At 34.3% G+C, this 22,801-nt stretch carries 12 protein-coding genes and 1 pseudogene; 11 read left to right on the top strand and 2 right to left on the bottom strand.

Annotation, left to right across the window (positions count from 1 at the left end; translation table 11 throughout):
- From sasA to IDG65_RS11095, 10 genes and pseudogenes are all read left to right on the top strand, one after another.
- Positions 1-2,887 (top strand): annotated as a pseudogene (sasA, locus tag IDG65_RS11140) (serine-rich repeat glycoprotein adhesin SasA); the annotation flags it as partial.
- A gap of 129 nt (positions 2,888-3,016) precedes the next feature.
- A complete protein-coding gene (gene secY2, locus IDG65_RS11135; RefSeq protein WP_000916117.1) occupies positions 3,017-4,228 on the top strand; it encodes an accessory Sec system protein translocase subunit SecY2 in 1,212 nt (403 codons plus the stop codon).
- A 10-nt stretch (positions 4,229-4,238) separates the two neighbouring features.
- Positions 4,239-5,792, top strand: coding sequence for an accessory Sec system protein Asp1 (gene asp1, locus IDG65_RS11130; RefSeq protein ID WP_000873208.1), 1,554 nt, complete (start codon positions 4,239-4,241; stop codon positions 5,790-5,792).
- Entirely contained in the window at positions 5,782-7,350 is a 1,569-nt protein-coding gene (gene asp2 / locus IDG65_RS11125; protein WP_001137460.1) for an accessory Sec system protein Asp2, read from the top strand. The genes asp1 and asp2 overlap by 11 nt, the downstream gene beginning before the upstream one ends.
- Complete coding sequence (gene asp3 / locus IDG65_RS11120; RefSeq protein WP_000916730.1) at positions 7,328-8,287, top strand: accessory Sec system protein Asp3; 960 nt, start codon at positions 7,328-7,330, stop codon at positions 8,285-8,287. Before asp2 ends, asp3 begins: the two co-directional genes overlap by 23 nt.
- Entirely contained in the window at positions 8,277-10,667 is a 2,391-nt protein-coding gene (gene secA2 / locus IDG65_RS11115; protein WP_000680954.1) for an accessory Sec system translocase SecA2, read from the top strand. The genes asp3 and secA2 overlap by 11 nt, the downstream gene beginning before the upstream one ends.
- Positions 10,668-10,684: 17 nt before the next feature.
- Positions 10,685-12,193, top strand: coding sequence for an accessory Sec system glycosyltransferase GtfA (gene gtfA / locus IDG65_RS11110; protein ID WP_000158432.1), 1,509 nt, complete (start codon positions 10,685-10,687; stop codon positions 12,191-12,193).
- Positions 12,186-13,544, top strand: coding sequence for an accessory Sec system glycosylation chaperone GtfB (gtfB, locus tag IDG65_RS11105; protein WP_000593160.1), 1,359 nt, complete (start codon positions 12,186-12,188; stop codon positions 13,542-13,544). Before gtfA ends, gtfB begins: the two co-directional genes overlap by 8 nt.
- A 241-nt stretch (positions 13,545-13,785) precedes the next feature.
- Entirely contained in the window at positions 13,786-15,693 is a 1,908-nt protein-coding gene (gene sasF, locus IDG65_RS11100) for a cell-wall-anchored protein SasF (protein WP_001151896.1), read from the top strand.
- A gap of 166 nt (positions 15,694-15,859) precedes the next feature.
- The gene (locus IDG65_RS11095) at positions 15,860-16,420 is read left to right on the top strand and encodes a cysteine hydrolase family protein (RefSeq protein ID WP_064131782.1); all 561 of its coding nucleotides are present in this window, start codon (positions 15,860-15,862) and stop codon (positions 16,418-16,420) included.
- 266 nt (positions 16,421-16,686) lie between these two features.
- Here IDG65_RS11095 and IDG65_RS11090 read toward each other — a convergent pair whose 3' ends face one another.
- Positions 16,687-18,546, bottom strand: coding sequence for an amidase domain-containing protein (locus tag IDG65_RS11090; protein ID WP_001125630.1), 1,860 nt, complete (start codon positions 18,544-18,546; stop codon positions 16,687-16,689).
- 210 nt (positions 18,547-18,756) lie between these two features.
- Between IDG65_RS11090 and IDG65_RS11085 the strand changes: the two genes are divergently transcribed.
- The gene (locus IDG65_RS11085) at positions 18,757-21,738 is read left to right on the top strand and encodes a YhgE/Pip domain-containing protein (protein WP_000785092.1); all 2,982 of its coding nucleotides are present in this window, start codon (positions 18,757-18,759) and stop codon (positions 21,736-21,738) included.
- 111 nt (positions 21,739-21,849) lie between these two features.
- Here the strand turns inward: IDG65_RS11085 and manA are convergent, their stop codons facing one another.
- Positions 21,850-22,788 (bottom strand): mannose-6-phosphate isomerase, class I, encoded by a 939-nt coding sequence (manA, locus tag IDG65_RS11080; protein ID WP_001173200.1) that lies wholly within the window; start codon positions 22,786-22,788, stop codon positions 21,850-21,852.
- Positions 22,789-22,801: the final 13 nt, after the last annotated feature.

Genomic DNA, 22,801 nt, shown 5'->3' with positions numbered 1-22,801 from the left:
TGCATCAATGTCGACAAGTGATTCAATCAGTACAAGAAAATCAGAGTCATTAAGTGCATCGACATCATTAAGCGGTTCAACGAGTGAGAGTGAATCCGGCTCAACATCATCAAGTGAAAGTAAATCTGATTCAACATCAATGAGCCTGAGCATGTCCCAATCAACATCGGGAAGTACAAGTGTGTCAACATCAGAAAGTTTGTCTGACTCAACGAGTACATCATTGTCACTAAGTGCCTCAATGAATCAAAGCGGTGTAGACTCAAACTCAGCAAGTCAAAGTGTCTCAAACTCAACAAGTACAAGCACGAGCGAATCCGATTCACAAAGCACATCATCATATACAAGTCAGTCAACAAGCCAAAGTGAATCCACATCGACATCAACGTCACTAAGCGATTCAACAAGTATATCTAAAAGTACGAGTCAATCAGGTTCGGTAAGCACATCAGCGTCATTAAGTGGTTCAGAGAGTGAATCTGATTCACAAAGTATCTCAACAAGTGCAAGTGAATCAACATCAGAAAGTGCGTCAACATTACTCAGTGACTCAACAAGTACAAGTAACTCAGGATCAGCAAGTACGTCAACATCGCTCAGTAACTCAGCAAGCGCAAGTGAATCCGATTCGTCGTCAACATCTTTAAGTGATTCAACATCTGCGTCAATGCAAAGCAGTGAATCCGATTCACAAAGCACATCAGCATCATTAAGTGATTCGCTAAGTACATCAACTTCAAACCGCATGTCGACCATTGCAAGTTTATCTACATCGGTAAGTACATCAGAATCTGGCTCAACATCAGAAAGTACAAGTGAATCCGATTCAACATCAACATCATTAAGCGATTCACAAAGCACATCAAGAAGTACAAGTGCATCTGGATCGGCAAGTACATCAACATCAACAAGTGACTCTCGTAGTACATCAGCTTCAACTAGTACTTCGATGCGTACAAGTACGCTTGATTCACAAAGTATGTCGCTTTCAACAAGTACATCAACAAGTGTGAGTGACTCAACGTCATTATCTGATAGTGTTAGTGATTCAACATCAGACTCAACAAGTATGAGTATATCCGATTCAATGAGTGTATCTGTATCATTAAGTGATTCGACAAGCACATCAACATCGGCTAGTGAAGTAATGAGCGCAAGCATATCGGATTCACAAAGTATGTCAGAATCTGTAAATGATTCAGAAAGTGTAAGTGAATCTAATTCTGAAAGTGACTCTAAATCGATGAGTGGCTCAACAAGTGTCAGTGATTCTGGCTCATTGAGCGTCTCAACGTCATTAAGAAAATCAGAAAGTGTAAGCGAGTCAAGTTCATTGAGTGGCTCACAATCGATGAGCGATTCAGTAAGCACAAGCGATTCGTCATCATTAAGTGTATCGACGTCACTAAGAAGTTCGGAAAGCGTGAGTGAATCTGATTCATTAAGTGATTCAAAATCGACAAGTGGTTCGACTTCAACAAGTACATCTGGTTCATTGAGTACATCAACATCATTAAGTGGTTCAGAAAGCGTAAGCGAGTCTACCTCGCTAAGTGATTCAATATCAATGAGTGATTCTACTAGTACAAGTGACTCCGACTCATTAAGTGGATCAATATCTTTAAGTGGTTCCACAAGTCTTAGCACTTCGGATTCATTAAGTGATTCAAAATCATTGAGTAGCTCGCAAAGTATGAGTGGATCAGAATCAACGTCAACAAGTGTGAGCGATTCGCAGTCAAGCTCAACAAGTAATAGTCAATTTGACTCTATGAGCATCAGTGCATCAGAAAGCGACTCAATGTCTACAAGTGATTCGTCTAGCATCAGTGGATCAAATTCAACGAGTACATCACTTTCAACATCTGACTCAATGAGCGGAAGCGTATCAGTTTCAACATCGACAAGTTTAAGTGACTCAATATCAGGTTCAACAAGTTTAAGTGACTCGAGCTCAACAAGCACATCTACATCATTAAGTGATTCAATGTCACAAAGCCAGTCAACAAGTACAAGTGCATCTGGTTCCTTAAGTACATCGATACCAACATCAATGTCAATGAGTGCTAGTACATCGTCATCACAAAGCACATCGGTGTCGACATCATTATCAACATCAGACAGTATCAGTGATTCTACTTCAATAAGTATCAGTGGTTCACAAAGTACAGTAGAATCAGAATCTACAAGTGATTCAACTTCTATCAGTGACTCAGAATCATTGAGTACATCAGATTCAGACTCGACATCGACAAGTACATCGGACTCAACAAGTGGTTCAACTTCAACAAGCATATCTGAATCATTAAGTACGTCTGGTTCAGGTTCAACGAGCGTATCTGACTCAACATCAATGAGTGAATCCGATTCAACAAGTGTTTCAATGTCACAAAGTATGTCCGGTTCAACGTACAACTCGACTTCAGTGAGCGACTCAGAATCAGTGTCAACAAGCACATCAACGTCATTGAGCACATCCGATTCGACAAGCACATCCGAATCGCTGAGTACATCTATGTCTGGTTCACAAAGCATTTCTGACTCAACATCAACAAGTATGTCCGGCTCAACAAGTACATCTGAATCTAACTCAATGCATCCGTCAGACTCAATGAGTATGCATCATACTCACAGCACGAGCACATCTCGCTTATCAAGTGAAGCAACAACGAGCACGAGTGAATCTCAGTCTACATTAAGTGCAACATCTGAAGTGACTAAACATAATGGCACGCCTGCACAAAGTGAAAAAAGATTGCCAGATACAGGTGACTCAATAAAACAAAATGGATTACTAGGTGGCGTTATGACATTATTAGTTGGTTTAGGTTTAATGAAGAGAAAGAAAAAGAAAGATGAAAATGATCAAGATGATTCTCAAGCATAAATTGAATTTATAGCTGGCTAAAATTAAAAAGACTGAGGCACCAATCACTAGAAAAATCGATATAGGATTTTAATAATTAGTGATGAACCCTTAGTCTTTTTAATGTTTTTGATATAAAAGAGGTGCAACATGTTAAAACTTTTACAACAATACGAATATAAAATTATATATAAACGTATGCTATACACATGTTTTATATTATTTATTTATATATTAGGTACAAACATTTCCATCGTTTCCTATAACGATATGCAAGTAAAACATGAGTCATTTTTTAAAATAGCTATTTCTAATATGGGTGGAGACGTTAATACTTTAAACATTTTCACTTTAGGATTAGGTCCGTGGTTAACATCAATGATTATCTTGATGCTTATTTCTTATCGGAATATGGATAAATACATGAAACAAACAAGTCTTGAGAAGCATTATAAAGAGCGCATCTTAACATTAATTTTAAGTGTTATTCAAAGTTATTTTGTGATTCATGAATATGTTTCGAAAGAACGTGTTCATCAAGACAATATTTACTTAACAATATTGATTTTGGTTACTGGAACGATGTTATTAGTTTGGTTAGCTGACAAAAATAGTCGTTACGGCATCGCAGGACCAATGCCGATTGTAATGGTTAGTATTATTAAATCAATGATGCATCAAAAAATGGAATATATAGATGCAAGTCATATTGTGATTGCGTTGTTAATCATCCTTGTGATAATCACATTGTTTATCTTATTATTTATTGAATTAGTAGAAGTGAGAATACCATATATCGATTTAATGAACGTTTCCGCAACAAATATGAAATCTTATTTATCTTGGAAAGTTAACCCTGCAGGCAGTATTACTTTAATGATGAGCATTTCAGCTTTTGTTTTCTTAAAAAGTGGCATTCATTTTATTTTATCTATGTTTAATAAAGACGTTTCAGATGAAATGCCAATGATGACATTCGATAGTCCAATTGGTATTTCAGTATATTTAGTGATTCAAATGTTATTGGGTTATTTTTTATCGAGATTTTTAATAAATACAAAACAAAAATCAAAAGACTTCTTAAAGAGTGGCAATTATTTTTCAGGAGTTAAACCTGGTAAGGATACAGAACGTTATTTAAATTATCAAGCACGACGCGTATGTTGGTTTGGATCGGCATTAGTTACAGTCATTATTGGTATACCACTTTATTTCACATTGTTTGTACCGCATTTATCTACTGAAATTTATTTCTCAGTACAACTGATTGTATTAGTTTATATCAGTATTAATATTGCAGAAACAATTCGTACATATTTATATTTTGATAAATATAAGCCATTTTTAAACCAGTATTGGTAAGGAGGTAATTATGAAATACTTTATTCCAGCTTGGTACGATGACCAACGATGGTGGCAAGACACGACTGTGCCGTATTATCAACTACAAAATAAGACGGAATTTGACGATATGATTAGTTTAATGGGAATGCACCTTGAAAATGACTTAGATTATCGTCTGATTGTTCTCAATCATGCACCAAATTTAAGAACATTTTTACATCGATATGACTTATATGAGACAAAGTATTGGTCTGTGTTTGATGAAATTCAAGGATTCAGTCACCATGCGCCACAAGCGATTAATTATCACCACTTAAAATGGCCGGATGACGTAGAATTCGTGTACACGCCGTATTTATTAAAATGTGTGACGAGTGAACAGAACTATACAAATATTTATTTTAGTCAAGAAGGGTATTCAATTTGGTTTGAAGAATTTGAAAGAGATCAGTTACAACGGCGTTATATTTTTGATGACAGAGGTTATTTATCAGCGATACGTTATTTTGATGATCATGGAGAGGCTTCTTACCAAGAATATTTAACGATTAATGGAGATTGTGTGCTTTACGAAAACTTTAAAAATGGACGAGTCACTGTTTCAAAAAGATATCAACATCATTATCAACAAACAGAATATAACAATATGGTTCAACTAATTGAAGAAAAATTTCAAGCAATGATTGCACAACAAATACATGAAGATGATCATGTGATTGTGGCTTCAGATGCTAGGCACAATCGACAAATAGCCAATCATATTCCAGCGAAATCATTAAGTTATTCATTTTTTAAAAATAGAAATGAAACTGTGTCAGATGAGGAATATCAATCTATCGTAAAGAATGCCCATTTAATTGTTGATAGTGTGCAACTAGAACGTGATTTAATTAGTCATCAAGAGAAGTATCAGCGAGAGAATACAATGATTCGAATCACACCATTTGAAACGAGACAATCACCTAATATAAGTAGTCAATTGATGGAAACATTTATAGGTGTATGGATAGATGGTATGAGTGACGCTGATTTGCAACAAATGATGCAACGACTTGTGGATTATATCGCACAAGAAGATAATTACCGTTTAATTTTATTATCACGTCATCAAAATGACATACCAATGTGGCTTCGTGAATGTATTACGTCGGTAAATGAGGAATACCAAGCTAAACAGAATGCGGATGTTAATGTTTCAGCATTAATGACACCTGAAGATCAAGATGACATTATTGCTGTTAAGACGATACATGCTGAACATGATGTTGTAGAAGCATTGCGGACGTTGCGACTTGTGATAGATATGTCAAAAGAACCTGACTTGTATTTACAAATTAGTGCAATTAGCGCTGGGATTCCACAAATTAATGGTCAACAAACAGATTACGTCTCTGATTATGACAATGGCCGTATTATAAATACAGTTGATGAATTAGATGATGCGTTAAATTATTATTTATTTTATTTGAAAAATTGGAATTATGCGTACGCCTATTCTTTAAAATTAATAGATGCATATGCTTCTAAGAATATTATTAATCAGCTCGATGAGTTAATAGAAGGTGAAAATGATGCCACGTAAATTTAGAGTTTTGCAAATTGGAGGAGACGATTTAGAACCTATTTTCCAACACAAAAAAGGTGTGAGTTGGGATTACTTCGATATTGGATTGTTTGAATTTGATAGTGGTTATGTAGAGGCTATTGAAGCGATTGTTGAAGCAGAAGGGCGCTTTGATTTTATCTATATTCAAGCACCATACTCGGAGACATTAACGAATTTATTCCAAATGATAAGCGAACCATACAATACGTATGTTGATGAATCATTTTGGTCTGTTGAATATGAACAAGACGAAAATGTCCAAAAATACGTTGTTCAACCATTACATTACCGGAACATTGAAGAACGTAATAATAAATTAGAGGCAGTTAGCTTCTCAGGACAGTATGGAGATAAGGTTTCTCCTAAGTTAGCACTTGTTCATCCGAATTTTAAAGGAGATGTCGTTTACCAAGGTAATTCAGAGCTCACGTTGAGTGGAGAATTTGGAAAAGAATTTAAACCTATCGCATCTTGGCAAAATAATCTCGTTTACGATAAAGATAAAGTCATTCAAATATGGCCAGAATTTGATATTGATGGTGCGGTCGAGTTGCAATATACATTTAGATTGATTCAGACTGGCGCTGATGGTGCATTAATTGAGCAAATCATATTAACTGATGATATGTTAGACAGTCCTTTAGAGATACCTACGAAACCATTTGATGCATATATAAGTGTAACTGTTAAGGCGCGTGGCAACGGGACGGTACATTTAGGACCTATACACAAACGATGGTCTAGATTAGACATGGGTCAATTTTTACTTGGTGGTAGTCGTTTCGTAGATAGTCAACGACAGGAATTTATTTATTATTTCCACCCTGGTGATATGAAACCACCACTAAACGTATATTTTAGTGGTTATCGAACAGCGGAAGGTTTCGAAGGATATTATATGATGAAACGTATGAATGCACCGTTTTTACTTATCGGCGATCCTCGTGTTGAAGGTGGTAGCTTTTATATCGGTTCATCTGAATATGAACAAGGTATTATCAATGTTATTGACGAGACATTAGAAAAGCTGAATTTTAAATCACATGAATTAATATTATCTGGTTTATCTATGGGTTCATTTGGTGCCTTGTATTATGGTGCTCAGTTAAATCCTCAGGCAATTATTGTTGGTAAACCACTTGTTAATATTGGAACGATTGCTGAACATATGCGATTACTTAGACCAGAAGAGTTCGGTACAGCATTAGACGTCCTGGTGTCTAATGAAGGTGATACATCTCAAGCGTCGATACAGGCATTAAATCAAAAATTTTGGCAAACATTTCAAAAGAAATCATTGTCACAAACTGTTTTTGCCATAGCATATATGCAACATGATGATTATGATCCACATGCATTTCAAGAGCTATTACCTGTATTGACAGCACACCAAGCAAGAGTGATGAATTGCAGTATTCCTGGGCGACATAATGATGATTCACCTACCATTGCAAGTTGGTTTGTTAATTTTTACAACATTATTTTGGAAGACAAGTTTGGGAGAGTTCAACATGCTGAAAAACAAAACATTTAAAGTTACTTGGAATTATATTTCACAAACTACATTTATGTATGGCTCTAAAGTATCATTTTCAAATGGTGAAGTGACTTTTATAAACCCTTTGATGCCCTCTGGATTACCGATTCATGAGTGGTTGATGTTAAAGCAATTTTCAAAATATAAAAGTGCGCCAAGTTTACCAATTTTGCGTAGAGGACAGCATTATAAATTGCATTTTGATTTTGATGCAACGCCTGCTGGTTCAGTGTATTTTATCATCATTTTTTATAATAAAAATGGCACAAAACTAAGTACTGAGATTGTAAAGTCAAATAGTATCACGATTCAATATCCTGATGAAGCCTATGCTTATAAAATAAAAATGATGAATGCAGCATCGACGAGTCTTATATTTAGATGTTTAACAATCACAGAGATGACGCATCAAGATGATTTAGAATATAAAAGCATGCGGGTGACGAAGATAGGCGATGACCAATATGGAAATGATATGATCAATGTCATTATTGCAGAACCATCTGACACCTATCCAACTATTTCGAATGATTTTTTGAAACTGTTTGGTCATGTTTGGCTCGTTGAACGTTGGATGGACGACAATATCGAGGGAAATATTAAGCAACTAAAGAATGATTTGCAAAGTCAAGATACCCTAAAGGCTATTAATTTGATTAGTTATGGGTCAAAGTCAAATGTTTTTGCAACTTATGTCGCTCAGCATTTGGATTGCAAAGTGTATCGTACAAGCCATGAAGATGATGATTTAAAAGAATGGCTTACAGAACATGTCCCAGGAAATCATGAACTAAAAGATACAAATGTCGAGGTTTATTTTAAAGAAGAGCAAGACAACCATCTAAACTATATGTCACGTTTAATGAATCCAGTACGATTTTTAGATTACTTAGATGTATCGAAACTGAATGGTGGGGAAGTAAATGAAACATAAACTAGATGTTACGATAAACGAATTAAGACTAAAGTCGATTAGAAAAATAGTGAAACGCATCAATACATGGAGCGATGAAGTTAAATCATATTCTGATGATGCGTTAAAACAAAAGACAATAGAATTTAAAGAACGTTTAGCATCAGGAGTTGATACACGAGATACATTGTTGCCTGAAGCTTATGCAGTGGCACGTGAAGCGAGCTGGAGAGTATTAGGTATGTATCCTAAAGAAGTTCAGTTAATCGGAGCGATTGTATTGCATGAAGGTAACATTGCGGAGATGCAAACAGGCGAAGGTAAAACATTAACAGCAACGATGCCTTTATATTTAAATGCACTTTCGGGAAAAGGAACATATTTAATTACAACGAATGATTATTTAGCGAAGCGTGATTTTGAAGAGATGCAACCATTATATGAATGGTTAGGTTTAACTGCTTCATTAGGTTTTGTTGATATTGTGGATTATGAGTATCAAAAAGGGGAAAAACGTAATATATATGAACATGATATTATATATACAACTAATGGACGTCTCGGTTTTGATTATTTAATTGATAATTTGGCTGATAGTGCGGAAGGAAAATTTTTACCACAATTAAATTACGGTATTATTGATGAAGTGGATTCAATCATTTTAGATGCTGCGCAAACACCATTAGTTATTTCGGGTGCACCAAGATTACAATCAAATCTATTTCATATTGTGAAAGAGTTTGTAGATACATTGATTGAAGACGTGCATTTTAAAATGAAGAAGACCAAAAAGGAAATATGGCTGTTAAATCAAGGTATTGAAGCGGCACAATCATACTTTAATGTTGAAGATTTATATAGCGAACAAGCGATGGTCCTAGTGCGTAATATTAATCTAGCACTGCGCGCGCAATATTTGTTTGAATCTAATGTCGATTACTTCGTATATAATGGTGATATTGTTTTAATTGACCGTATTACAGGTCGTATGTTACCGGGGACTAAGTTGCAAGCTGGACTTCACCAAGCTATTGAAGCGAAAGAAGGTATGGAGGTTTCAACAGATAAAAGTGTTATGGCAACAATTACCTTCCAGAATTTATTTAAACTTTTTGAATCATTTTCAGGTATGACAGCTACAGGAAAATTAGGCGAATCAGAGTTCTTTGATTTGTATTCAAAAATAGTCGTACAAGTACCAACTGATAAAGCGATTCAACGTATCGATGAACCAGATAAAGTGTTTCGTTCAGTTGATGAGAAAAACATCGCGATGATTCATGATATTGTTGAACTTCATGAAACGGGGAGACCGGTTTTACTCATAACGAGAACTGCTGAAGCGGCTGAATACTTTTCGAAAGTATTATTCCAAATGGATATTCCTAATAATTTACTCATTGCGCAAAATGTTGCAAAAGAAGCGCAGATGATAGCTGAAGCAGGGCAAATTGGTTCCATGACTGTTGCGACTAGTATGGCAGGTCGAGGCACAGATATTAAACTTGGTGAAGGTGTCGAAGCATTAGGTGGATTAGCTGTTATTATTCATGAACATATGGAAAATAGCCGTGTAGACAGGCAATTACGTGGTCGTTCTGGTAGACAAGGGGATCCGGGATCATCTTGTATATATATTTCACTAGATGATTATTTAGTTAAGCGATGGAGCGATAGTAATTTAGCGGAAAATAATCAATTATATTCATTAGATGCACAACGATTATCGCAAAGTAGTTTGTTTAATCGCAAAGTTAAGCAAATTGTAGTTAAAGCGCAGCGTATCTCGGAAGAACAAGGGGTTAAAGCTCGTGAAATGGCTAATGAATTTGAAAAAAGCATTAGTATACAGCGAGATCTTGTATACGAGGAACGTAATCGAGTTTTAGAAATAGATGATGCTGAGAATCGAGATTTTAAAGCGTTAGCTAAAGATGTGTTTGAAATGTTTGTAAATGAGGAAAAGGTGCTAACAAAATCGCGTGTTGTCGAGTATATTTATCAAAATTTAAGTTTCCAATTTAATAAAGATGTGGCTTGTGTTAATTTTAAAGATAAGCAAGCAGTAGTGACATTTTTATTAGAGCAATTTGAAAAGCAATTAGCTTTGAATCGTAAAAACATGCAAAGTGCATATTATTATAATATTTTCGTTCAAAAAGTCTTTTTGAAAGCAATTGATTCATGTTGGTTAGAACAAGTCGACTATTTACAACAATTAAAAGCAAGCGTTAATCAACGACAAAATGGGCAACGTAACGCTATTTTTGAATACCATAGAGTTGCCTTAGATTCATTTGAAGTTATGACACGAAATATCAAAAAAAGAATGGTGAAAAATATTTGTCAAAGCATGATTACATTTGATAAAGAGGGTATGCCAGTTATACATTTTCCATAAATGAAAAGGGGTAGCGCATGACAATATATAATATAAACTTTGGTATAGGCTGGGCGAGTAGCGGTGTTGAATATGCACAAGCTTACCGTGCTAAATTATTGAGACGTACAAATCAAGACACTAAATTTGTGTTTTTAGATTTTATACAGTCAGAGAACATACAGACATTAACGCAAAACATTGGGTTTAAAGATCAAGAAGTTATTTGGTTGTATCAGTATTTTAGTGATATTTCTATAGCACCAACAACGTACACGTTAGATGACGTTGAACGTGAGCTTGGTCATGACATTAGTTTTAGAGAAAGAAATGGTAAGATAGTCCGTCTATATTTTAATGGGAAATCATCATTTGTAACATGTTATCTACAAAATGAACAAAAAGATGTTGTGGATCGTGCAGAATTTGTAATTAATAGTATGTTAGTACGTAAAGATTTTTATAGTTATACGCGTATATTTTCTGAGTATTATGCACCAGCTGATAATAAAGCGAAATTATATATGCGACAATTCTATAATGAAGATGGTTCCATCGCTTATAACGAATATATTGATGGAGACAGCTCTATATATGTGTTTGAAGATGCGGTGTTGTATAACAAAACCGAATTTATTGCATACTTTTTACAACGATTGAATTTAACCCGAGACGATATTGTCATATTAGACCGCGCTTCTGATATTGGTCAGGCTGTTTTGCAGCATAAAGGTGATAGTAAAGTTGGTGTTGTGATTCATGCTGATCATTATAGTAATAATATGATGAGTGAGCAGCATATACTATGGAACAATTATTATGAATATCAATTTTCAAAAGCTAAATACATTGATTTCTTTATTACAGCAACAGATATTCAAAATCATATGGTTTGTCGACAATTTGAGCAATATCAAGGTTATCGCCCACGTGTTTATACTATTCCTGTGGGAAGCATTGATGCATTATCATATCCAACATTATCAAGAAAGCCATATGCGATGATTAGTGCATCTCGTTTAGCAAATGAGAAACATATTGATTGGCTTGTCAAAGCGGTTATCGTGGCTAAACGACAAGTGCCAGAATTAACATTTGATATTTATGGAGAAGGTAGCGAGAAGACGCGACTGCGTAAAATTATTGATACACACCGCGCACAAGATTATATTCGTTTACTAGGGCATGTTAAACTTGATGAAATTTATAATGATTATGAGTTATTTCTTTCTGCATCAACTAGCGAAGGTTTTGGGTTAACACTAATGGAAGCGGTAGGCTCAGGACTAGGTATGATTGGATTAAATGTGAATTATGGTAACCCAACCTTTATTCGAGATGGGGAAAATGGCTACTTGGTACCTTTTGATACCGATGAAGATAGTGTGGATGATGTTGTCGCAAAACTAGCTCATGCCATTGTAATGTATTTTAACAATGGTCCCCAGACACCACATGACATCTCTTATGAAGTGGCACAGCAATTTATGACTCAAGATATTATTTTAAAATGGGAAACATTAGTTCAAGAGGTGCTGCATGATTAAATTATTTGATTACTTTAACGATCATTCACGAAAGTTATATGAGTCTTTTAAAGCCAGTAAGTTGGAAGAAGATTTAACAATTGTACTCAATGACAATGGCTTTTTACCGGACGATGTTATATCACCGTATCAATTTTTTGCAGATAATCATAATACAGAAAATATGAAACCACGATTTTTTAATCAGGTTACTGTACCAGCTTTTTGGGAAATTAAAGGTAACAACAATTCGGCTACAATTAATGATATGGGACGTCTACGAGGTAAAATATTTTATCAAAGTGGAGAGCGCCCTAGAATTGTTAGTCGTGTCGAATGGTTTGATGACCAACAACGTGTCCGATTTGTCGATTATTATTCTAAGAATGGTATTAAATTTGCACAAACTGTTTACGATTTAAATCGTAAAGCGATCTTGAAGAAATATATGACAGCAGAAGGTAAAGAAGTGATTTATGAAAATTTTGTAACATCTGATGTCATATTGGATTGGCAAGGGAAGTCTTACTTTTTCCCTTCAAAGCTCGCATTCGTATTATTTTTTATCAAGCAACTTGAAATTACGGAACATCATTTCGTTATTAACTCACTAGCCCTACCATTTTCAGTGTTATATAATTTGCCATCAAATGGTAGTGATGTTTTGGTATGGCAAGAACAGTGCGATGGTAATGTCCCAGGAAATATGCAATTGATGTGTAAAGGTGATATGAAACGACATTGTAATATTATTATTCCAGATAAAAACGAATATGAAACGATGCTCAATATAGCAGACGCAAAGGTTCAATCTCGTATTTTACAAGGCGGATATCTATATAACTATCGTAGTCGTAATAGATATACTAAAGAAATTGTAATATTAACTAACTCGGATCAACTTCGTAACATCAAGGTATTGGTTGAAACTTTACCAGATTTTAAATTTCACATCGCTGCTATTACAGAGATGTCTGATAAGCTAATGCAACTTGATCAATATGCTAATGTGCACTTATACCCATCTATTAATATAGACAGGGTAAATGAACTATACCAGTTATGTGATATTTATCTTGATATCAATGAGGGTAATGAAATTTTAAATGCGGTGGAACAAGCGTTTGACTATGAGTTGTTGATTTTAGGTTATCGTCAAACAGCACACCATGCTAAAGTAACACTATCAGAGCACTTATTTGAGCATAATGATGAGATAACAATGGAGAGTAAAGACCAATTAATACAAATGTTAGAGAGTTTGAAAGATCAGCAACAGTTTCGAGATGCTTTATTAGCACAAAAAGCACATGCACACGAAATCTCGCGTGAACAATTCGAGCAAGTTTTTAAACAGGCGCTCGAAAGCTAAAAAGAAAAAGCAGTCTAAAATAAAGTACCATTTAATATAAAAGATTTGACGTAATATGATGTTAGCGACATGGACAATATGATATTACGTCATGCTTGTTTTGTTTACTTAAATATAAGCTAAGTAATAAGTAAATAATTACTAACAACAATAACTAGATAGATAAGTGTAAATTTCTTGTAAACAGGTATATAATAGTATGTAATTCTTTTAAGGAAGTAAGTGAGAAAGGAGTATGTTGATGGCTAAATATCGAGGGAAACCGTTTCAATTATATGTAAAGTTATCGTGTTCGACAATGATGGCGACAAGTATCATTTTAACGAATATCTTGCCGTACGATGCCCAAGCTGCATCTGAAAAGGATACTGAAATTTCAAAAGAGATATTATCTAAGCAAGATTTATTAGACAAAGTTGACAAAGCAAATCGTCAAATTGAGCAATTAAAACAGTTATCGGCTTCATCTAAAGCACATTATAAAGCACAACTAAATGAAGCGAAAACAGCATCGCAAATAGATGAAATCATTAAACGAGCTAATGAGTTGGATAGCAAAGACAATAAAGGTTCTCAAATTGAAATGAACGGTCAAAGTGATATAGACAGTAAATTAGATCAATTGCTTAAAGATTTAAATAAGGTTTCTTCAAAGGTTGATAGGGGTCAACAAAGTGGCAAGGACGATCTTAATGCAATGAAAAATGATATGTCACAAACGGCTACAACAAAATATGGAGAAAAAGATAATGAAAATGATGAAGCAATGGTAGATAAGGCGTTAGAAGACTTAGACCATTTGAATCAGCAAATACACAAATCGAAAGATGCATCGAAAGATACATCGGAAGATCCAGCAGTGTCTACAACAGATAATAATCATGAAGTAGCTAAAACGCCAAATAATGATGGTTCTGGACATGTTGTGTTAAATAAATTTCTTTCAAATGAAGAGAATCAAAGCCATAGTAATCGACTCACTGATAAATTACAAGGAAGCGATAAAATTAATCATGCTATGATTGAAAAATTGGCTAAAAGTAATGCCTCAACGCAACATTACACATATCATAAACTGAATACGTTACAATCTTTAGATCAACGTATTGCAAATACGCAACTTCCTAAAAATCAAAAATCAGACTTAATGAGCGAAGTAAATAAGACGAAAGAGCGTATAAAAAGTCAACGAAATATTATTTTGGAAGAACTTGCACGTACTGATGATAAAAAGTATGCTACACAAAGCATTTTAGAAAGTATATTTAATAAAGACGAGGCAGATAAAATTCTAAAAGATATACGTGTTGATGGTAAAACGGATCAACAAATTGCAGATCAAATTACTCGTCATATTGATCAACTATCTCTGACAACGAGTGATGATTTATTAACGTCATTGATTGATCAATCACAAGATAAGTCGCTATTGATTTCTCAAATTTTACAAACGAAATTAGGAAAAGCTGAAGCAGATAAATTGGCTAAAGATTGGACGAATAAAGGATTATCAAATCGCCAAATCGTTAACCAATTGAAGAAACATTTTGCATCAACTGGCGACACGTCTTCAGATGATATATTAAAAGCAATTTTGAATAATGCGAAAGATAAAAAACAAGCAATTGAAACGATTTTAGCAACACGTATAGAAAGACAAAAGGCAAAATTACTGGCAGATTTAATTACTAAAATAGAAACAGATCAAAATAAAATTTTTAATTTAGTTAAATCGGCATTGAATGGTAAAGCGGATGATTTATTGAATTTACAAAAGAGACTCAATCAAACGAAAAAAGATATAGACTATGTTTTATCACCAATAGTAAATCGTCCAAGTTTACTAGATCGATTGAATAAAAATGGGAAAACGACAGATTTAAATAAGTTAGCAAATTTAATGAATCAAGGATCAAATTTATTAGACAGTATTCCAGATATACCCACACCAAAGCCAGAAAAGACGTTAACACTTGGTAAAGGTAATGGATTGTTAAGTGGATTATTAAATGCTGATGGTAATGTATCTTTGCCTAAAGCGGGGGAAACGATAAAAGAACATTGGTTGCCGATATCTGTAATTGTTGGTGCAATGGGTGTACTAATGATTTGGTTATCACGACGCAATAAGTTGAAAAATAAAGCATAATTATATTGGGGGAAGAGCATCTATATATTTTTTAAGTATATAAGACGTCTTATTTCTCCTTAATTTATTGTGAAGTATATGCAAAATGCAATGAATAGATTGTCCATCATTTTAACGTTATAATGAATTTAACGACTTAGAACTACACAAGTAAAGGAGAATGAAGATGTCTCGAAAAACGGCGCTATTAGTTTTGGATATGCAAGAAGGTATAGCGAGTAGTGTACCTAGAATAAAAAATATTATTAAAGCGAATCAGAGAGCAATTGAAGCAGCAAGACAACATCGAATACCAGTCATTTTCATACGTTTAGTGTTAGATAAGCATTTTAATGATGTCTCCTCGAGTAATAAAGTGTTTTCAACAATTAAAGCTCAAGGATATGCGATTACTGAAGCAGATGCATCTACACGAATACTTGAAGATTTAGCACCACTAGAAGATGAGCCGATTATTTCTAAGCGACGCTTTAGCGCATTTACAGGTAGTTACTTGGAAGTTTATTTACGTGCAAATGATATTAATCATTTAGTATTAACGGGTGTCTCTACAAGTGGAGCTGTATTGAGCACGGCATTAGAAAGTGTAGATAAAGACTATTATATTACTGTTTTAGAAGATGCTGTTGGTGATAGATCAGATGATAAACATGACTTTATTATTGAACAAATTTTATCACGCTCATGTGACATTGAATCCATAGAGTCATGGAAAAGTAGTTTATAATTAATATAACGTCAATTAAAGCTCGGCAGTAATGTTTGAGAATAAGTACATTTGCTCATATTTATAAAATGTGTGAGATGACAATTGAAACGTATATGATGAGGAACATTTGAACATAAAATAATATATTTATATAAAACGACCCGAGGCGTTCGAACTGAATGCCTCGGGTTTAATTGAATAAGAAATCGGACTTATGAACAGAAATATGTTTAAGTCCGAACTCCTTGTTTATACTTATAAATTTTACGGGTTTAATATAATACTTATTTACCTGTAATATATGATAATTCTTCAGCGGCAGCTGCATTGATAGTTCTATGAGAAATGATACCTAATCCTTTAACATTGGATTCTGAAATAACGATAGAACCATCACTGTTAACTTTTTCAACAAATGCTACATGACCGTAATGTTGATCTGCACCAAATTGTCCAGCCTCAAATACAACAGCAGCATGACGTTTTGGTGTATGACTTACTTGATAATCACGGTATTGAGCTCGATTATTCCAATTATGTGCATCACCTAAATCACCTGAGATAGATGTACCAAATTGTTTCATACGGTTATATACGTACCAAGTACATTGGCCATGTGGATATGGCATACTATCAGATACCTCACGGAAAGGTTTGAATTCATCTGATGAATCATCATAATCCTTGATAGAACGTTCATATTTATCTAAATCTGGCATGCGTTCATCGTCAAACTGAGTTAATTGATAGTGTTTAATAATACTGTTTAATTTCTTAGCATAGTTTGGATCTGTAGCATATGTTTTAGATAAGTGTGATGTTGCATCTTTATAAGAATCGGCTTCCGATTTCCATGTTGGTTTATAAATTGTTCGATTGCCATCAATACCATTTTTAATAAGGTCAGAGTAATCTTTTAGTGATTCTTTCGTGCTTGGATATTTTCGGAATCCAGCATTAATACTATACAATTGATTACCATCAGCTTCTAATGTGTTAAAAGGAACAGAATTCCCTTCAAAAGCACCTTTGATACCGAATAAATTATGGTTTGGTGACTTAGCTAAAGCACTACGACCTGAGTCAGATTCTAAGATTGCTTGGGCAATCATGACAGACGCATAAATATCGTTATCTTGACCAATGCGATGTGCATCTTTAGCAATTGATTTGACAAATTGACGTGTATCTTTTGAGTCAACAACGTTAAATTGTCCACTATCATCATTGTTAGATATACTAGGATCTGTTTCGAATAATGATGTTGCACGTGTATCCTTTTGATTAATATCGTTATTGAATGATTGAGCAGGTTTAGATTTATGTTTCAATTCATCTTGTGTTGGTAACTGTGGATTCTTTGTATTAGATTTTTCATTTTTGTCTTTTTTAGATTGAGATGCGTAATCTTTTTGTGTTTTCTTTGCATCTTCACTGTATTGATCCAAAATAGAGTCTAAAGCCGAATCTGACATTGACTGATTATCTTTCGATGAAGATTTTTGATTTGCTCTATCGTCACTTGCTGGTTGACTATTTGATTGATTAGGTTGTGTTGGCTTTGGCGAATTTGGTTGCTTATTAGATGTACTTGGTTTTGTATTGTTTGATTTAGGTGCTTTTTGATTGTCTGCTTTATCTTGTTTAGATGATTGCGTATCCGTGTCATTTTTGATGCTATTGTCACTGTTTTTATTCGAATCATTTGTTGACTTTTCGCCATTACGAGGTTGTTCGTAATCAGAAATATCCGAATTTAAATTGAATAAGTTTTGGATTAAAGTTGTTAATGAGTAATTATCATCGTATTTATTTTTGGTTAGCAATTGGTTTATATTGGTTTGTGGTAAATTCTTATAAATAAAATCAATGATATTGTTAGAGCCTGAAGTGCTGTCGTCTATAGTTTTAAATTTTTTGTCGTTATTGTCTTGGCTACTTGTATTATTGTTGTCTGCTTTATCAGTATCTTTACTTGTAGTATCCTTAGAAGTTTCATCATCATTAGATTTTTTTGAATCATGAGATGTTGTCTTAGCTGTAGTATCTTTTTGAGGTGTATCAGCATAAGCGGTAGGTGAAACTAAAGTAGGTAATACGAGCGTAGTTGATAGCAAATAAATTAAAATTTTATTTTTAGGCATATTTCGTATTCTCCCTTGAAAAATATAATAATTAAGTGTGATAATAAACTATGATTTGTTATAATTTATCGTATGCTGAAAATAGTTGATAGGTATCAATCGACTAAATATCTTCCAGTAAATTGATTATACTAATTCACAACGCAAAAATAAATTAATTTACAAAAAATATATAAAAAATATGAATAATTCCTACATAGGAGTGTGACAATGAAGAACGCATTTAAATTATTTAAAATGGATCTGAAGAAAGTAGCTAAGACGCCAGCTGTGTGGATTATCTTAGCAGGCTTAGCTATTTTGCCATCGTTCTACGCTTGGTTTAACTTATGGGCAATGTGGGATCCATATGGCAACACGGGACACATCAAGGTCGCAGTCGTTAATGAAGATAAAGGCGACACAATCAGAGGGAAAAAAGTTAATGTCGGTAATACGATGGTTAATACACTCAAGAAAAATAAAAGTTTTGATTGGCAGTTTGTAAGTAGAGAGAAAGCTGATCATGAGATAAAAATGGGTAAATATTTTGCAGGTATTTACATCCCATCTAAGTTTACACATGAAATTACCGGGACACTACGTAAGCAGCCTCAAAAAGCAGATGTAGAATTTAAGGTGAATCAGAAGATTAACGCTGTTGCGTCTAAGCTAACAGATACTGGTTCGTCAGTTGTCGTTGAAAAAGCGAATGAACAATTTAATAAAACAGTAACTCGAGCATTATTAGAAGAAGCTAACAAAGCAGGTTTAACTATTGAAGAAAATGTGCCGACAATTAATAAGATAAAAAATGCGGTATATTCAGCAGATAAAGCTTTACCTAAGATTAATGACTTTGCGAATAAAATTGTATATTTGAATAACCACCAAGCGGATTTAGATAAATATGCCAATGATTTTAGAAAACTAGGAAATTATAAAGGCGATATTTTAGATGCTCAGAAAAAATTAAACGAAGTCAATGGTGCTATTCCGCAACTTAATGAAAAGGCTAAGTTGATATTAGCTTTAAATAATTATATGCCGAAAATTGAAAAAGCGTTAAATTTTGCAGCTGATGACGTGCCAGCGCAGTTCCCTAAAATTAATCAAGGACTTAACATTGCGAGTCAAGGTATTGATCAAGCTAATGGACAGTTAAATGATGCCAAAGACTTCGTCACACAAGTTAGAAGTAGAGTCGGTGATTATCAAGATGCAATTCGACGCGCGCAAGATTTAAATCGAAGAAACCAGCAACAGATTCCTCAAAATAGCGCGGCGAACAACGAAACATCAAATAGTGCACCTGCAGCTGGTAATGGTGTAGCATCAACGCCACCAAGTGTACCAAGTGGCGATACTGCACCAAATAATAATGTTACGCAAAATACCGCACCAAATGGTAATAATGCGCCTGTATCGACTACACCACAAAGTACAAGCGGGAAAAAAGATGGTCAAAGTTTTGCAGATATAACAACAACACAAGTCAGCACAGCTAACGAGAACACACAAAACATTACAGATAAAGATGTTAAATCAATGGAAGCGGCATTAACGGGCTCTTTATTATCATTATCAAATAATTTAGATACCCAAGCGAAAGCCGCACAAAAAGATAGTCAGGCATTACGTAATATTTCGTATGGCATTTTAGCATCGGACAAGCCTTCTGATTTTAGAGAGTCTTTAGATAATGTTAAGTCCGGTTTAGAATACACAACGCAATATAATCAACAATTTATCGATACATTAAAAGAGATTGAGAAGAATGAAAATGTTGATTTATCAAAAGAAATTGATAAGGTAAAGGCAGCTAATAATCGAATTAATGAATCATTAAGGTTAGTTAATCAATTAAGCAATGCATTAAAGAATGGTAGTTCAGGAACTGCTGAAGCTACTAAATTACTAGATCAACTTTCAAAACTAGATTCATCATTATCATCATTTAGAGATTATGTTAAAAAAGATCTTAACAGCTCTTTAGTATCAGTATCACAACGTATTATGGATGAATTGAACAAAGGGCAAACTGCATTATCCAATGTTCAGTCTAAATTAAATACAATTGATCAAGTCATTAATAGTGGACAAGCTATTTTAAAAAATGGTAAAACACGTATTGATCGCTTACAAACAGTATTACCAAGTATTGAACAACAATACATTAGTGCTGTTAAAAATGCTCAAGCAAACTTCCCGAAAGTGAAAAGTGATGTAGCTAAAGCTGCTAACTTTGTGCGCAATGACTTACCACAGTTGGAACAGCGATTAACTAATGCGACAGCAAGTGTGAATAAAAATTTACCAACGTTATTAAATGGTTATGATCAAGCAGTAGGATTACTAAATAAAAATCAGCCACAAGCGAAAAAGGCTTTATCAGATTTAGCTGATTTTTCTCAAAATAAATTGCCTGATGTTGAAAAAGATTTGAAAAAAGCGAATAAGATTTTCAAGAAGTTAGACAAAGACGATGCAGTCGACAAATTAATCGACACACTTAAGAATGATTTAAAAAAACAAGCGGGTATTATTGCAAATCCTATTAATAAGAAGACTGTTGATGTTTTCCCAGTTAAGGATTATGGTTCAGGTATGACACCATTCTATACTGCACTGTCAGTATGGGTAGGTGCACTCTTGATGGTAAGCCTATTAACTGTTGATAATAAACATAAGAGCTTAGAGCCAGTGTTAACGACACGACAAGTGTTCTTAGGTAAGGCAGGATTCTTTATAATGCTTGGTATGTTGCAAGCGCTCATTGTATCGGTTGGAGATTTGTTAATCCTAAAAGCAGGGGTTGAGTCACCTGTATTATTCGTACTTATAACGATTTTCTGTTCGATTATTTTCAACTCGATCGTATATACGTGCGTATCATTACTTGGTAACCCAGGTAAAGCCATTGCAATCGTATTGCTTGTATTACAAATTGCAGGTGGTGGAGGAACATTCCCAATTCAAACTACGCCACAATTTTTCCAAAACATTTCGCCATACTTACCATTTACGTATGCAATTGATTCATTACGTGAAACAGTAGGCGGTATTGTTCCGGAAATCTTAATTACAAAATTAATTATATTAACGTTATTTGGCATAGGATTCTTCGTTGTAGGTTTAATTTTAAAACCTGTAACAGATCCATTGATGAAACGCGTATCTGAAAAAGTTGACCAAAGTAACGTTACAGAATAAAAATGAAATCCACACATTAGGGTTATAGCTCCTTAATGTGTGGATTTTTATGTTTTTAGACAGAAGAGATAGTAATTTCTGTCTTTTATGGGACGGGTGTTATCATTGCTATTATCCAGGATGACTTACTATAGCACTAATATTACCGACAAAGTGAATATCCTCGTCTTCCGTAGTTAAAATAAAGCTAGAACCTTTTGGGATGTCATAGTGCTTATCGTTTACTGTTAAAGTACCAGTACCATCGATAATTGTAACTAAGCAATAAGCATGTGGTTTATTGAATTTTAAATCTCCATGAATATCCCATTTATATACTGCAAAATATTGATTATCTACAAATTGAGTTACAGTGTGTGTGTCGATGTGAGTTGTTATAGGAGTAGTATTTGGTTCATGATTGCCTAATTCAATCACATCTTTACTTTGCTCTAAGTGCAAATCACGCAATTGACCATTTTGATCTCGTCTATCATAGTCATAAATACGGTATGTCGTATCGGAGGATTGTTGTGTCTCTAAAATTAAAATACCCGAACCAATGGCATGGACAGTGCCAGCAGGAACATAATAAAAGTCACCGGGCTTAACAGGTATACGTTTGAAAAGACTGTCAAATTCATGATTATCAATCATGTCTATTAACGTCTGTTTATTATGTGCATGTACGCCATATATAATTTCAGCACCTGGGGCTGCATCTAAAATATACCAACATTCTGTTTTACCTAGTTCGCCTTCGTGTTTTAAAGCGTAATCATCATCCGGGTGAACTTGAACAGATAATTTATCATTGGCATCTAATACTTTAGTTAGCAGAGGGAAACTATCTCGTGAATCATTATCGAATAATTCACGATGTTGTGACCAAAGTTGATCTAGGGTCATATCCTTGTATGGACCATTGATAATTGTATTAGGACCATTTGGATGTGCAGAAATTGCCCAGCATTCACCAGTTGTTTCATTAGGGATATCATAGTTAAATGCTTTTAATGCATGACCGCCCCAAATTCTGTCTTTAAAAACGGGTTGTAAAAATAATGCCATAGTTAAAACTCCT

The organism is Staphylococcus sp. EG-SA-17 (assembly GCF_017151845.1).
Classification (GTDB): domain Bacteria; phylum Bacillota; class Bacilli; order Staphylococcales; family Staphylococcaceae; genus Staphylococcus; species Staphylococcus aureus.
The sequence above is the reverse complement of the archived record's forward strand: the minus strand, read 5'-3'. Positions and strand labels throughout refer to the sequence as shown.

Bases quoted from the DNA above. Each gene is read 5' to 3' on its own strand.
- secY2 (WP_000916117.1), top strand. From the start codon at position 3,017: ATGTTAAAACTTTTACAACAATACGAATATAAAATTATATATAAACGT.
- asp1 (WP_000873208.1), top strand. From the start codon at position 4,239: ATGAAATACTTTATTCCAGCTTGGTACGATGACCAACGATGGTGGCAA.
- asp2 (WP_001137460.1), top strand. From the start codon at position 5,782: ATGCCACGTAAATTTAGAGTTTTGCAAATTGGAGGAGACGATTTAGAA.
- asp3 (WP_000916730.1), top strand. From the start codon at position 7,328: ATGCTGAAAAACAAAACATTTAAAGTTACTTGGAATTATATTTCACAA.
- secA2 (WP_000680954.1), top strand. From the start codon at position 8,277: ATGAAACATAAACTAGATGTTACGATAAACGAATTAAGACTAAAGTCG.
- gtfA (WP_000158432.1), top strand. From the start codon at position 10,685: ATGACAATATATAATATAAACTTTGGTATAGGCTGGGCGAGTAGCGGT.
- gtfB (WP_000593160.1), top strand. From the start codon at position 12,186: ATGATTAAATTATTTGATTACTTTAACGATCATTCACGAAAGTTATAT.
- sasF (WP_001151896.1), top strand. From the start codon at position 13,786: ATGGCTAAATATCGAGGGAAACCGTTTCAATTATATGTAAAGTTATCG.
- IDG65_RS11095 (WP_064131782.1), top strand. From the start codon at position 15,860: ATGTCTCGAAAAACGGCGCTATTAGTTTTGGATATGCAAGAAGGTATA.
- IDG65_RS11090 (WP_001125630.1), bottom strand. From the start codon at position 18,546: ATGCCTAAAAATAAAATTTTAATTTATTTGCTATCAACTACGCTCGTA.
- IDG65_RS11085 (WP_000785092.1), top strand. From the start codon at position 18,757: ATGAAGAACGCATTTAAATTATTTAAAATGGATCTGAAGAAAGTAGCT.
- manA (WP_001173200.1), bottom strand. From the start codon at position 22,788: ATGGCATTATTTTTACAACCCGTTTTTAAAGACAGAATTTGGGGCGGT.